The 13,432-nt window shown below is 61.5% G+C and carries 14 protein-coding genes; 5 read left to right on the plus strand and 9 right to left on the minus strand.

Translation table 11 applies throughout. The features are described 5' to 3' along the window. Nucleotides 1-11: 11 nt before the first annotated feature. The 8 genes from ABW043_RS18970 to ABW043_RS19005 all read right to left on the minus strand — a co-directional run bounded on the left by ABW043_RS18970 (nucleotide 12) and on the right by ABW043_RS19005 (nucleotide 7,878). Nucleotides 12-914 carry a glycosyltransferase family 2 protein gene (locus ABW043_RS18970; RefSeq protein ID WP_353922765.1) on the minus strand — a complete coding sequence of 301 codons (903 nt, stop codon included), beginning with the start codon at nucleotides 912-914 and terminating at the stop codon, nucleotides 12-14. Then, nucleotides 911-2,320, minus strand: a complete 1,410-nt coding sequence (locus ABW043_RS18975; RefSeq protein ID WP_353922766.1) for a glycosyltransferase family 4 protein — start codon at nucleotides 2,318-2,320, stop codon at nucleotides 911-913. Before ABW043_RS18975 ends, ABW043_RS18970 begins: the two co-directional genes overlap by 4 nt. A 63-nt stretch (nucleotides 2,321-2,383) precedes the next feature. Beyond that, on the minus strand, nucleotides 2,384-3,568 hold the full coding sequence (locus ABW043_RS18980) for a DegT/DnrJ/EryC1/StrS family aminotransferase (RefSeq protein ID WP_353922767.1): 1,185 nt from the start codon (nucleotides 3,566-3,568) through the stop codon (nucleotides 2,384-2,386). After that, a complete protein-coding gene (locus ABW043_RS18985) occupies nucleotides 3,565-4,536 on the minus strand; it encodes an NAD-dependent epimerase/dehydratase family protein (RefSeq protein WP_353922768.1) in 972 nt (323 codons plus the stop codon). Before ABW043_RS18985 ends, ABW043_RS18980 begins: the two co-directional genes overlap by 4 nt. After that, a complete protein-coding gene (locus ABW043_RS18990; RefSeq protein WP_353922769.1) occupies nucleotides 4,529-5,248 on the minus strand; it encodes an acyltransferase in 720 nt (239 codons plus the stop codon). The genes ABW043_RS18985 and ABW043_RS18990 overlap by 8 nt, the downstream gene beginning before the upstream one ends. Next, nucleotides 5,238-6,344: a DegT/DnrJ/EryC1/StrS family aminotransferase gene (locus ABW043_RS18995; protein WP_353922770.1), complete on the minus strand. Its 1,107-nt coding sequence runs from the start codon at nucleotides 6,342-6,344 to the stop codon at nucleotides 5,238-5,240. The genes ABW043_RS18990 and ABW043_RS18995 overlap by 11 nt, the downstream gene beginning before the upstream one ends. Continuing rightward, on the minus strand, nucleotides 6,341-7,378 hold the full coding sequence (locus ABW043_RS19000) for a Gfo/Idh/MocA family protein (protein ID WP_353922771.1): 1,038 nt from the start codon (nucleotides 7,376-7,378) through the stop codon (nucleotides 6,341-6,343). Before ABW043_RS19000 ends, ABW043_RS18995 begins: the two co-directional genes overlap by 4 nt. Then, a complete protein-coding gene (locus ABW043_RS19005) occupies nucleotides 7,375-7,878 on the minus strand; it encodes an acyltransferase (RefSeq protein ID WP_353922772.1) in 504 nt (167 codons plus the stop codon). Before ABW043_RS19005 ends, ABW043_RS19000 begins: the two co-directional genes overlap by 4 nt. Nucleotides 7,879-8,088: 210 nt before the next feature. Here ABW043_RS19005 and ABW043_RS19010 point away from each other — a divergent pair, with 210 nt between their 5' ends. After that, nucleotides 8,089-8,364, plus strand: a complete 276-nt coding sequence (locus ABW043_RS19010; RefSeq protein ID WP_353922773.1) for an acyl carrier protein — start codon at nucleotides 8,089-8,091, stop codon at nucleotides 8,362-8,364. Between the two features lie 197 nt (nucleotides 8,365-8,561). On the opposite strand, the gene ABW043_RS19015 is transcribed toward ABW043_RS19010, so the two are convergent. Beyond that, nucleotides 8,562-9,182, minus strand: coding sequence for a hypothetical protein (locus ABW043_RS19015; RefSeq protein ID WP_353922774.1), 621 nt, complete (start codon nucleotides 9,180-9,182; stop codon nucleotides 8,562-8,564). A 106-nt stretch (nucleotides 9,183-9,288) separates the two neighbouring features. On the opposite strand from ABW043_RS19015, the gene ABW043_RS19020 reads away from it, so the two are divergent. The 4 genes from ABW043_RS19020 to ABW043_RS19035 form a co-directional block, all read left to right on the plus strand. Beyond that, nucleotides 9,289-10,854, plus strand: coding sequence for an acyl-CoA ligase (AMP-forming), exosortase A system-associated (locus ABW043_RS19020; protein ID WP_353922775.1), 1,566 nt, complete (start codon nucleotides 9,289-9,291; stop codon nucleotides 10,852-10,854). Continuing rightward, on the plus strand, nucleotides 10,851-12,077 hold the full coding sequence (locus ABW043_RS19025; protein ID WP_353922776.1) for a pyridoxal-dependent decarboxylase, exosortase A system-associated: 1,227 nt from the start codon (nucleotides 10,851-10,853) through the stop codon (nucleotides 12,075-12,077). Before ABW043_RS19020 ends, ABW043_RS19025 begins: the two co-directional genes overlap by 4 nt. A 225-nt stretch (nucleotides 12,078-12,302) precedes the next feature. Then, nucleotides 12,303-12,980 carry a helix-turn-helix transcriptional regulator gene (locus ABW043_RS19030; RefSeq protein ID WP_353922777.1) on the plus strand — a complete coding sequence of 226 codons (678 nt, stop codon included), beginning with the start codon at nucleotides 12,303-12,305 and terminating at the stop codon, nucleotides 12,978-12,980. A gap of 29 nt (nucleotides 12,981-13,009) precedes the next feature. Next, a partial coding sequence (locus ABW043_RS19035) for an SDR family oxidoreductase (RefSeq protein ID WP_353922778.1) occupies nucleotides 13,010-13,432 on the plus strand: 423 nt, incomplete at its 3' end.

The raw sequence follows: 13,432 nt of genomic DNA on the forward strand, positions 1-13,432 counted from the left end.
GTCCTGTTCCTTCAGGACCGGTTCCAGCGCGCCGCAGTGCGCGAATCCACATCGCCAAGGGCGGCCGCCAACATGGAGATGCCTCGGTAGACCCGGATGCGAACCACCCCGACCATGGCGAGGCATCTTGAGCGAAGACCTTTGAGGCGATCCGAGGCGATGATGCGCGGTACCTCGGCAATGGGCGAAACCAGCACCGCCAGCGCACGTAGCATCCAGCGTCGCCGCCAATTGTCAAAGTGCCGGATCTCGCCCAGGTCGTGGGCGATATGCCGGTCCCATTTTGCGGCAAGCTCGGGGAAATTGCGTCGTGCTGGATGATGCACGATCATGGTCGGCTCGTAGCGCACTCGGTAGCCCATGGCGCTGGCGCGCATGCCCCACTCTGTATCTTCGGCTATGTTGATGCCGAGAAAGTCGCCGACCTTGCGAAACACCCACGCGCGCACGGCAAGGTTGCCGCCGCCGGTAAAGCCCTTTTCCTCGATGTACTTTTTCATGCGGAAGGCGAAGACGCTTTCATAGGCCTCCAGCATGGTGGGGCGATCGGGATCCCCATGCAGAATACGCACATCGCCGCCGATCAGCATGTCATCAGGCATTTCATCCAAATGCCGCTCGATCGCTGCGAGCCAACTGGGGGCAGCGACACAATCTGCGTCGATGAACGCAAGAATGTCGCCGCTGGCCGTGGCTGCGCCCAGATTTCGCGCGGGGCCGGGACCAGGCACCGGCTGGACGAGCAGCGTCACGTTCTCCCATTTGGCGCAGATTTCGGTAGGCAGTTCATGCGACCCATTGTCCACGACAATGATTTCGTAGGCGAGAGAAACACCCAGCTGGGCATTCAGTGCCGCAAGCCCGCGGGCGAGTGCCTCGGGTTGGTTGAGATGGGGGATGATGACACTGATCATGTGGGAACGTCCTCGGCGGTGAAAATGGAGTCGATCGCCGCAAGGTAACGAGTGGCCTGAGTGGACCACTGGAAGTCACGTCCCGCAATCGCGCGGGCAGTCTTAGCCATCTGTCGACGGCGCGTGCTGTCGTCGGCTAGCGCGATAATGCTGTCGGCCAGGGCCGCCGCGCTATGCCGCATGGTGACGAGGGCCGCATCACCTGCTTCCCGGCGGGCCTGCGCCAGGTCGAATTGAACAAAGGGTATGCCGAGCATCATGTACTCGAACACCTTGTTCATGGAGAGTTTCTCGTTGCAGCCGTTCGGAGGGTCGGGGATGACGCCGATGTCGAATGCCGACAAGTGCCGCATCATCGTCGGTCCACTGAGGTAGCCGGTGAATTGAAGCGCGTCGCCCAGACGAAGCGTTTCGGCCAGGGCGCGCAGGCGTTCATATTCCGGCCCATCTCCAACCAGCACGGCCTTGATGTCGTTTCGGCCGCGCGCGTAAATAATGTGATCCATGGCCCGAACCAGCATTTCGACGCCGTCCTGGGCTCCCATAATGCCCACATAGCCCACGATGTACTTTCCATCGTCGACAAGGGCAGGCTCGGGTGTATGGCGGTGCGTCTTGGCGGGATCGGGATAGCTTTTGACCACAAATACGCGGTCCGCGGGCATGTTGCCGCGCGCTATGGCGATGTCGCGGAAGGTCTCGTTGGTGGCGATGCTGGCGTCGGCCACCCGGAATGTCAGTTTCTCGAGCAGGCCAAGCACCCAATAGAGCGCGTCCTTGCGGCCGAAGCGGCTGAAATAGAGTTCCGGGCTAAGGTCGTGATGATCGAAGAGAAAACGGGTCCCGAACAAAAGCCGGTGAAACAGCGCGATAAGGAACATCAGATCCGGCGGATTGCACGCCTGGATGACATCGATCCGCTGGCGGCGGCGCACTGCAAGAGACAGCCGAAGCTGATGCACCAGCGCGGTAATATATTCGGCGGGGTAGCCCTTGGCGGAAGTAGCCTCGACGAGGTCATGACGATAGATGTGCACGCCATCTCGAAGCTCATAGCTATCGTTGAAGCCCTTGCCCTTGGGACAGATTACCGAAACGACATGGCCCGCGCTCTGCAGGGCGAGCGCCTCCTGCCAGACGCGCCGATCAAAGGGCACGGGCAGGTTCTCCACCAGTATGAGCACGTGACGTGGCTTGCCGATTTGAACCTCCTCTACCCAACCAGATCGGTCGGTCCTCTTCGACCAAAACCGATGTTCCGGCCCTTGCCATTGAAGCGGAAGGGGCGGGAGTTGGGCCATAGACCGGATGGGGTATTCATTGCTGACGCCCGGCTCGAAAGATTGATAGGCCAGCAAATTGTGCGCGAGGGCCTGTGCCAGCGCGCTTGGTGGCCTGCCGTCCATCCGATGCGCCGATGGCCTGCTCGCGCTTGAGCGCGGGCAGGTAGCCGCTGCGTCGGCTCGCCGCTATGCCAGTTCCGCCGTTCTTATCGAGGCCATCGCTCCCCTGAGCGCATCGGCGACCAAGGCAACATCTTCTTCCTGCATTTGAACGGAGAGTGGCAGCATGATCGCGTGATCCTGTGCGTATTCCGATCGGCTGAGGCGGCTGCCGATGCGGGCGCCGCCCGGTGCGGCGTATGCTGGTTCGCGGTGCGCATTCATGACGCCGCGGCGACTGGAAATGCCTTGGTCGAGCAGATATTGCATGACGTAACGCTGATCCAGCCGACGGGGCAGGAGCACGCAGAAGCTTTGCCAGTTGCTGCGCGCCCAAGATGGCTCGAGCGGCAATTGTAGGTCAGGAAGATCTTTCAAATGTAGTTTGTACAGTCCGGCGATCTGGCGCCGTTTCGCGACGATGTCATCGAGGCGGCGCAGTTGCTCTCGCCCGATCGCGGCCTGGATATCGGTCATGCGGTAGTTGAACCCGACCGATGTATAACTTTCGAAAATCACCGAACTGGAACTGTGCCGCTCCCTGTCGGACACGGACATGCCGTGCTGCCGCCAAAGACGGAACTTCTGATCATATTCCGAACTTGATGTTGTCAGCATGCCGCCGTCGCCGGTGGTGATGACTTTGCGAGGATGGAAGGAAAAGCAGACAATGTCGCCGATGGGCGCGCCTATATTGCAATGCTGTCCCTGCCAGATGATGCTGCTGCCTGCCGCGCAAGCAGCGTCCTCAATGACTGGCAGGCCTCGACACCTGGCGATCTCCATGATCGAAGCCATGTCGCATGGCATGCCGAGCTGATGTACGCACAGAATTGCCCTGGTCCGCGGCCCAATGGCGTTCTCGATCAACAGAGGATCGATATTGTAGACCTGCGGCTCGATATCAACGAAGACCGGCGTCGCGCCGCAATGACGGATGGCATTTGCCGTGGCGATGAAGCTATGGCTGACGGTGATGACTTCGTCGCCGGGGCCAACGCCGACCGCCAGCAGGGCCAGATGCAGGGCCGTGGTGCAATTGGACACGGCGCAAGCATAGGAGGCGCCTACCTTTTCGGCGAACTCCTGTTCGAAGGCGGCTACCTCCGGGCCCTGCGTCACCCAACCAGAGCGGATGACACGTGCGGCTGCTTCCGCTTCGGGCTCGCCCAGCATTGGCAGGGCAATCGGAATAGATCGGTTCGGACTCATGCCACCACTCCCTTCCGCAACTGGGCCTGCCGCCACCAAGCCACGAGTTCCCTAAGGCCCTCCTCAAGCGAAATCGTCGCAGAGAAACCCAGTTCAGCCTGCGCCCTCGTCGTGTCAGCAAGTCGGCGTGGTACAGGATTGACTTTGCGCTCGGGTGCGAAATCTGGCCCCAGTGGCACTTCCATGACCTGAGCCAAGAGCTGCGCCAGCTCTTTGAGGCTGGTTTCAGTGCCTGACGCCACGTTGAACACCGTATCCGTCACGTCTGCCTTTGCTGCCAACAGGTTGGCTCGCGCCACGTCCAACACGTTGACGAAGTCCATTGTCTGACTACCGTCCCCAAAGATAATCGGGGCCTCGCCCCTTGCCAGACGCTCCATCCAGCGGATCAGGACTTCGGTGTACACGCCGAACACATCCATGCGCGGCCCGTAAATGTTGAAGTAGCGGAGCGCCACGTAGCGCAACCCATACATTTCGGCAAAGCTTGCAAGCAGCCCCTCATTGAAGGTCTTGGCCGCGCCGTAGATCGTACGATTGTTGTACGGGTGGTGTCGCTCGGTGGTCGGGAAAGCGTCGGCCATACCGAGCACCGAGGCCGACGAAGCGGCAACCACTTTCTGCACGCCCGCTTTTGCGGCTGCCTCGAAAACATTGAAGCTGCCGGTCGCCAACACGTCCAGAGCGAGGCGCGGATCTTCGGCGCATTGGGTAATGCGGATCGCCGCCTGATGGAAAACGACGTCGATCCCCTCCATGGCCCCCGCGACCTCGCCCGGATCCCGGATGTCCCCATGCAGGACCGTGACACAACCGTGACCGATCGCCCCGGCCAGGTTGTCCATGGTTCCTCGGACAAAATTGTCCAGCACGACAATCTCGCGCGCGCCTTCTTGCACCAGGAGGTCGGCGATATGGGACCCTACCAGGCCCGCCCCGCCAGTGATAAGAACCCGTTTGTCACGCATTGTTTGCTTCCTTTTTGGCTTTGACTTGCGCGTCCCGTTCGGAGCGCCAGCGGATGAGGCGAGCAGGTACGCCCGCCACCACCGAAAATGGCGCGACGTCCTCGGTAACGACCGCGCCGGCCCCCACAATGGCGCCCTTGCCGATGGTGACCCCTGGCAGGATCACGGCATTGGTGCCGATGTCGGCCCAGTCGCCGATAACGACCGGGCGAACCTCCAGGTCTGTCTCGATAATGGGGCGGTCGATGGGTTCGGCCACATGGGCGGAACCGAGCAGCTTGGCTCCAGGACCCCAGCCAACATGTTCGCCGATCACCAGATCGCGTGCATCAAGAAAGGCTTGCGGCCCGATCCAGCTGCCGCGCCCGATGCGGCATTTCCCGTCAAAGCGCCCTTGGATATTCGCCTGGGCGCCAATGAAGACGCCCTCGCCGATCTCGAAGGTCTCGATGTGTTTGAACGCTGCGCCGCTGCCCACCTTCAGGCCAGGACCGCAGTCGCGAGCTGCGGCTGACACGATCGCACTGCGCATCAGGGCGTCCACCATGCCGTCGCCTTGGGCGAAGCGGCCGTACAGTTCCACCAGCCCCTTGATGCCATATTCGTTCTTCAGGCTGGCAATCAGTCCTGCCTCAAAGCCGGCGATGGGGATGCCAGCCCTCCCATGAACAGCCGCGATGCGTCGTCCTCCGCCGACCGCTTCAACTGACATGGACGTCCCTCGAAACAGCGCTTGCCACCGCCTCGATCTGGTTCGGCGTCAGCTCGGGATACATGGGCAGCGAAAGGACTTCCTGGGCGGCCTGTTCGGCCAGCGGGAAGTCGCCGCGCTTGTAGCCGAGGCCCGCATAGGCGCGCTGGAGATGCACAGGGATCGGGTAGTGCAATCCGGTCTGCACGCCTTCGGCGGTAAGCGCTTCGCGCAACTGGGCCCGATCCCGTGTCCGAATGGCATAGACGTGGTAGACATGACGGTTGCCGGCGGCGGCTTGAGGCAGCTTGATGGTCTCGATGCCGCTCAGCAGGCGATCGTAATGAGCCGCGTGCTGGCGCCGCTGCTCGGTCCAGGTATCGAGATACCTGAGCTTGACGCCGAGCACGGCCCCTTGAATGGCGTCCATGCGATAGTTGAAGCCCTGGGCGATGTGGTTGTATCGCTCCTCCTGGCCCCAATCACGCAGGCACCGGGCTGCCTTGGCGACGGCGTCGCTATTGGTGACCAATGCGCCACCTTCTCCGCATGCGCCCAGGTTCTTGCCGGGATAGAAACTGAACGCGGCGGCAAGGCCCAGGCTGCCGGCCCGATGTCCCTTGTATTCAGCGCCATGGGCCTGGCAGGCATCCTCGATCACGACCAGGCCGTGACGATCGGCCAGCATGAGCAGGGGCTCCATGTCGGCCATCTGCCCATAAAGATGCACGGGAACGATTGCCTTGGTGGCGGGGGAAATGGCTGCTTCCACCTTGGCCGGATCAATGTTCATGGTGTGCGGATCGATATCGACCATGACGGGCCGAGCGCCCGCATAAAGGATTGCCGCAACTGTGGCGACGAAGGTGAATGGCGTCGTGATGACCTCGTCACCGCGCCCGATGCCCGCCGCGAGCAACGACAGATGCAGGGCACTGGTGCCGGTGTTGACGGCAATTGCGTGCTTAGTGCCGCAATAGGCGGCGAACTCATCTTCAAACCTGGCGACTTCCTCGCCCAGAATGTAGCGGCCCGAGCGCATGACATTGATGACGCTGGCTTCGAGCTCGGCGCCGATCTGCTTGTATTGCGCCTGCATGTCGAGGAGAGGGATCATGCGAGTACCCGATTTTGTTCAAGTTCGACGACGGCGCCTTGGCGGGCCAGTGACTTGGTTGCGGCATCGAGTACGCGAACGACACGCAGGCCGGCATGGCCATCGGCAAGGGGTTGTGTGCTTGCTTCGATGCAGGTGAGGAACTCACGCAATTCGCGCGAGAGGGCCTCGGTCATGTCCAGTTGGGGTGCATTCATGTCGCCGGTGCGATAGCCCACCTGCATCTGGCGGATCTTTTCGCCCCGACGTGCCGGCAAGCCGGACAGCGTGATCCCCTTGTCGTAGACCTTGATCTTCTCGCTCGGCTCCAGATCATCATAGACGATCATCTTGTCGCTGCCGCCAACAAGGGTGCGTCTCACCTTGACTGGGGCCAGCCAGTTAACATGGATGTGCGCGATCATTCGGCCCGGGTAATGCAGGGTCAGATAGGCCATGTTTTCCGGTTTGCCGGGAACGTGGCTCATGCCAGTAGCGCTCACCGCCACCGGCTTTTCGGGCAGCAGGTAGTCCATGATCGAAAGGTCATGCACGGCGAGGTCCCAAATGACGTTCACGTCGTGCTGGAAGAGGCCGAGATTGATGCGGACCGAGTCGTAATAATAGAGCTGGCCGAGGGACGACTGGATAATTTCGCGCATCTTCCGGACGGCGCCGGTATGGATGAATGTGTGATCCACCGCGAGGACAAGTCCACGGCGGGCGGCTTCCTCGACGAGGCGTTCGGCCTCTTCGGTGCTGCTTGCCAGCGGCTTTTCCACGAAGACATGCTTGCCGGCCTTCAGGGCCCTCATAGCCATCGCATAGTGTGTTGCAACAGGCGTGGCGATGGCGATCGCATCGACCGACGGATCGTCCAGCAGCTTCTGGTAGTCCTCGGTGATCTCGACCGAAGGATAGCGCCTGCGGACGCCGGCTAACCGCTCGGTCTGCAGGTCGCAGACCCAGCGCAATTTTGCTTCGGGCAGATCGCTGAGGTTGCGAACGAGATTGGGGCCCCAATAGCCGTAGCCGACGACGCCGATACCGATCATGACATGCCTCCTGCGGCTTTTTGCTGGTCCATTTCCGTGTCGGTGCTGCCGATGATCCTGGCAGGAACACCGGCCACGATGGCGCCGTCGGGAACGTCGCGCGTCACGACAGACCCGGCGCCAACCAAGGCGAAAGCGCCAATGGTCACACCTGGGAGGATCGTCGCGTTGCTGCCGATGGATGCACCCTCACACACCCGCGTCGGCTCCAGCGTCCAGTCCGAGGCGGATTGCAGGCTGCCGTCCCTGTTGAGAGCCTTGGGATAGCGGTCGTTGGTGAACATGACGCCGTGGCCAAGGAAGACGCCGTCTTCCAGCACCACGCCTTCGCAGATGAAGCAGTGACTGGACACCTTGCAGCGTTCACCGATGACGGCGCCGCGCTGGATCTCCACAAAGGTGCCTATGCGGGTATGCGCACCAATGCTGCATCCGTAAAGGTTGATGAGGTCGGGGTGGTAGAGCACCACATCCTTCCCCAAGGTGACGTCGGTTACCATCGGATCGCGTCCTTCCCGGCCGATTTCCCTGTGGCCGGTGGGACATACCCGACCTTGCCGAGCCAAAGACTAGACGCAGCCAAGACGCTTGTTGTTAGCCCTCATGGTCTAGCCGTTTTGGGCGATGGAGCTCAGGGCAGGGGGGAGGGAAACTTGATGAGCTACTGGCGGATCGTGCCAGTGCCACGAATTCGCACATGGAGAGACAGCGTGGCTACGCCCGTACTTGAGGCTATCAAACATATCGTCGGCGATACGCTGGGCCTCGGCGCGCGGAGCGAAAAGCTCACCGCAAGCACGCCTCTCCTCGGCCATGTGCCGGAACTGGATTCCCTCGCCGTCGTGCAACTTGCCATGGCGATCGAGCGCGAGTTCGACCTGACCATTCCCGACGAGGATTTCGGCGGAGAGCTTTTCGAAACTGTCGGTTCGCTCGTGGCATATGTCGAGGCGCGTACAGGCGCGGCACTGTCGGTAACGGCCTGACCGTGCTGCACCTGGCGGAGACATCTGCGGGGACAGGCAAGGCCAAAGGCGTAGCGCTGCAGCCCATATTGCGCTCGGACTTTCCCGCTGTCGGCCTGTTCCTGCACGAAAATCTCAATGCGCGCATTTCTGCGCCGCGCTGGACTGAGATGATGTTGCCGAGCTGGCAGATCGACGGACCCAACCACGGCTTCATGCTACGCGATGGCGAGCAGATCGTTGGCGTTCAACTGGCCTTTTATTCCGTCCGCGAGGCGCAAGCTGGTGCCGTCCGCTTCTGCAATATTGCGGCCTTCTGCGTTTTGCCGGACTACCGGGTTCATAGCCTGCGACTGCTCCGGGCCGTCCTTGCCCAACCTGGCTATTGCTTCACGGATTTGTCCCCAAGCGGCAATGTGCAGCCCCTCAATCTTCGGTTGGGCTTTCGCAAACTGGATACGACAACGGCGCTCGTCCCAAATGCTGCCTCGCTGCTCGCGACAGGAAAGATGCGAGTGGTTACCGATCACGACGCAATCGCCGGCCGGCTCGCCGGCGCCGATCTCAAAGTGTTCCGCGATCACCGGTCTGCCGAGGCCGCCGAACACCTGATGCTGGTCGATGGCAACCGCTATTGCTACGTCATCTTCAGGCGAGACCGGCGGAAAAATCTCCCGCTCTTCGCGACGCTTCTCCATGTCAGCGATCCCGCCCTCTTCCGTAAGGGCCGGGCGCAGGTCTTTCGCCACCTGCTGGCCCGGCGCGGCATTCTTTTCACACTTATGGAGCTGCGGCTCGTTGGCGACCGTCCGCGTCTCTCGCGATTGCTTGTGGGACATCGTCCGAAGATGTTCCGAAGCGCAGAGCTAGGGCCCGAAGCCATTGACTACCTTTATAGCGAACTCACCTGCGTATCGTGGTGAGCCCAGTCAGGGACGATCCAGCATGAAAACGGGCTTCCATCACCTGCTGCGCGATATGGCCGTTGAGCGGCCGGAAAGCCCTGCGCTCACGCATGGAAGCGTCTCGCTCGGCTATGGCGAACTCTGGCAGCGGACGAGGCAGATGGCATCAGCGCTTTCGGCGCTTGGTCTTGCCAAGCAAGAGCGCGTAGCGATCTATCTGGACAAGCGGCCGGAAACGGTCGTTTCCATGTTTGCGACCTCTGCGGCGGGCGGTATTTTCGTACCCATCAATCCTTTGCTGCGGGCACAGCAGGCCGTTCATATTCTGGTCGATAGCGGCGCTAAGGTATTGGTGACATCGGTCGAGCGGCTCGCGCTTCTCGTTCCGCATCTGGAGCAGGTTACGGAGCTACAGCATGTGATCCTCGTGGATGGGACGGCCGACCTTCCGGCCACCGGCGCCGTCGAAATTCACGACTGGCATGAAGCTGAGGGCGACGATGCTTTCGCACCCTATGTCCCTATCGATCTCGACCTCGCGGCTATTCTCTATACCTCCGGCAGTACGGGGCGTCCGAAAGGCGTCGCCCTCAGCCATCGCAACCTTCTCTCCGGGGCCGAGAGCGTCAGCCACTATCTGGGCAATTCGCCGAGCGATGTCATTCTGGCTGCGCTGCCTCTGAGTTTCGATGCCGGCCTGAGCCAGCTTACGACCGCCTTCCAGGCGGGCGCCCATGTGATCCTGCTCAATTATCTGCTGCCTCAGGATGTGCCGAGGCTTTGCGCGCGTCATGGCGTCACCGGCATCACGGCGGTGCCGCCGCTCTGGATACAACTGGCGGATGTCTCCTGGCCGGACGCGGCGCGCCATGGCCTGCGCTATTTCGCCAATACCGGCGGCCGTATGCCGAAGGCGTTGCTGGACAAGCTCCGCGCGCTCTTCCCCGAAGCGCGGCCTTATCTGATGTATGGCCTCACGGAGGCTTTTCGCTCCACTTATCTCGATCCGGCAGAAGTCGATCGCCGTCCGGACTCCATTGGCAAGGCGATACCTAATGTCGAAATCATAGTGGTCCGCCCGGACGGTACGCCATGCGGCCCCGGTGAGGAGGGTGAACTGGTGCATCGCGGAGCGCTGGTGGCGCAAGGCTATTGGAACGATGCGGCGCGCACTGCCGAACGCTTTCGCCCCGTGCCGGACCGGCAGCAGCCCTGGCGCGCGCCGGAGCTGGCCGTGTTCTCCGGCGATATCGTGAAACGCGACGAAGAGGGCTTTCTCTACTATGTCGGCCGCCGCGACGAGATGATCAAGACGTCCGGCTATCGCGTCAGCCCCACGGAAATCGAGGAAGCGGCCTTCGAGACCCGCCTTGTGCACGATGCCGTGGCGGTCGGGCTCGACGACGATCGCCTTGGCCAACGTGTGGTGCTGGTTGCCAGTCCCGCCGGTTCCGGTCCGCTGGACACTGCTGCACTGCTCTCGGGCATGAAGCAGCGCCTGCCGCTCTATATGGTGCCGAGCCAGGTCGTCGAGCGCCCCTCTATCCCTCGTTCGCCCAATGGCAAATTCGATCGCGTTTTGCTGCGTCAGGAGCTTCTTGCATGAGCATGCATCCCGCCATCGAAAATTTTGCGGTCAGTGGCAATCGCCTGCTTGTCGGCGGAATTCCGATCGATCGCCTGGCGGAACGGGTCGGCTCCACACCGTTCTTTGCCTATGACCGTTCCCTGATCGCGGCGCGTGTCGCCAGGTTGCGCAATATGTTGCCGTCGAGCGTGCGGTTAGCGTATGCGGTCAAGGCTAACCCCATGCCGGCACTGGTCCAGCACCTGTCGGACCTGGTCGATGGCTTCGATGTCGCTTCGGTCCATGAAATGCATGTGGCGCTCGACACGGGGACATCTCCATCCGAGATCCATTTTGCCGGCCCCGGCAAAACCGATGCGGAACTCGCCTCGGCCGTGGCAGGCGGGGTGACTATCGAGCTCGAGTCGGCGTCCGAAGCCCGGCGTGTCGCTGCGATCGGCACGCGTCTTGGCATTCGTCCGCACGTGGCCATCCGCATCAATCCCGATTTTGTGGTGCGAGGCTCGGGCATGCGCATGGGTGGTGGACCGCAGCAATTCGGCATAGATGCCGAGCAGGTGCCCGATCTCCTGACCTTCATCACCGCGGCTGGCCTCAATCTTCTTGGCTTTCACATCTTTGCCGGCTCGCAAAACCTTCAGGCAGAGGTGATCGCCGAAGCGCAGCGCCAATCGCTGGAGCTGATTGCGTCGCTGGCACCGCTCTGTCCCGAGCCCATCCGCTACATCAATCTCGGTGGCGGTTTTGGTATTCCCTATTTCGAGCGCGATCGCCCTTTGGATCTGGCGCATGTGGGGGAGAACCTGGCGGGTCTCATCGACACGGTCGTTGCCCGGCAAATGCCCGAGGCCCAGGTCACCATCGAGCTGGGCCGATACATCGTGGGCGAGGCGGGCGTCTATGTCAGCCGCGTCGTTGACCGCAAGGTTTCGCGCGGCAAAGTCTACATCATCGTCGATGGCGGCATGCATCACCAACTGGCTGCCTCGGGCAATCTTGGTCAGGCAATTCGTCGCAACTACCCCATTGCTGTGGGAAACCGGATGGGTGGCCCTACCGCGGAAACAGTAAATGTGGTGGGTTGTCTTTGTACGCCGCTCGATCTGCTTGGCGAAGAAGTTGCGCTCCAAGAGCCCGATGTGGGCGATCTGGTTGTGTTGTTTCAGTCCGGCGCCTATGGCCTCACGGCAAGCCCTTCCGGCTTCCTCGGGCACCCGGCAGCGCGCGAGTGCCTGGTATAGCGATCTAGGTAAACATCTACCTCTAAAGAAGTATTTTTGGGGATTTCTAGACCTAGAGAGCTAACTCCTAGGTGCTACGTCTAATCACCCACCTTCGGTCAATTGCCGCGTCTCGCCACTCACCGCTAGCCTCATTGCAAGGTTATTGAGGGGCTTGGTGATCAAATGGTCTACATGGACACACATACGGGTCGGGTATTGCCAGGCCGCCGCGGGCAGGAGCGCATGAGGACCGTGATCTTCATCACCCCACCCGGCGTTGTATCCGTCGCGCTCAAGCAGGCTGCCGAAGACGCCTTCCCCTGGACGGCGATCGAAGAGGTGGCACATGTCGATCAGGCCATCCGGATATTCCCAAGCACCGTTTCGCTGATCCTCGTGCATCCCGATTTCATCGCGGATGCCGAGCGGTCCGCCTCGGATCTCTTCCGTTATCATCCGATGGCAATGACGGCGGTGATGCATGACGACCTGCAGGCCGAGCGCGATGTCGCGATACGTCTGGTAACGTCGCCATTCGTGCGCAGCGTGTTCCCAATCCAGGTACGCCACGACATCTCATTGTCCATTCTGGGTCTTCTGCTCCAGGGCATCGAGTATTTCCCCCGGGCGCTGCTTGGGGCGGCCATCGAGAAGCCAGTTGAAGTCGTGCCATCGCTGCCGGAGCCGGACGAGGCCCAGCCGGTCCCGGCCCATCTGCGGGTCCTGACCAAGCGCGAAATGCAGGTTCTGGAAATGGTTCAGCGTGGCCTCCAGAACAAGTCGATCGCCAACGATCTCAATCTGTCCGGGCACACGGTCAAGATTCATCTCCACAACATCATCAGCAAGCTGGGTGCGCGTAACCGGACGGAGGCAGCAGCGATCTATCGCAACGTCGCCCCGGTGAACGCTGCTTATTGAGCCTGCGAACGAGGGGAGGAGATCAAGCGATGCGCATTGCCCTCCTCGGTTCCAATGGCCAGGTTGGTTCAGCGCTCCTTGCGAGGCTGCCGCGCGCCTGGAGTGTCGTGCCGCTGGCGAGACGGGATGCCGATCTGCTGGTTCCTGGTGCTGCCGCCGCTGCCATCGCTCGCATTCGCCCAGACGTCGTCGTCAACGCCGCAGCCTGGACCGCGGTGGATAAGGCGGAGGCGGAGGCTGCCTGGGCCCATCGGGTCAATAGCGAGGCCGTGCGTGAACTCGCGGCTGCCGGCGCTGATTGGCTGATTTCCTATTCCACCGACTACGTCTTTGACGGCCGCAAGGCCGGCGCCTATCGCGAGGACGATGCGACGGCGCCCCTCAATGTCTATGGTTCGAGCAAACTCGGTGGTGAGCAGGCTATCGCCGGGAGCGGCGGCAAGTCGCTGATC

The sequence above is a fragment of the Devosia sp. genome (assembly GCF_040509215.1).
Lineage (GTDB): Bacteria > Pseudomonadota > Alphaproteobacteria > Rhizobiales > Devosiaceae > Devosia.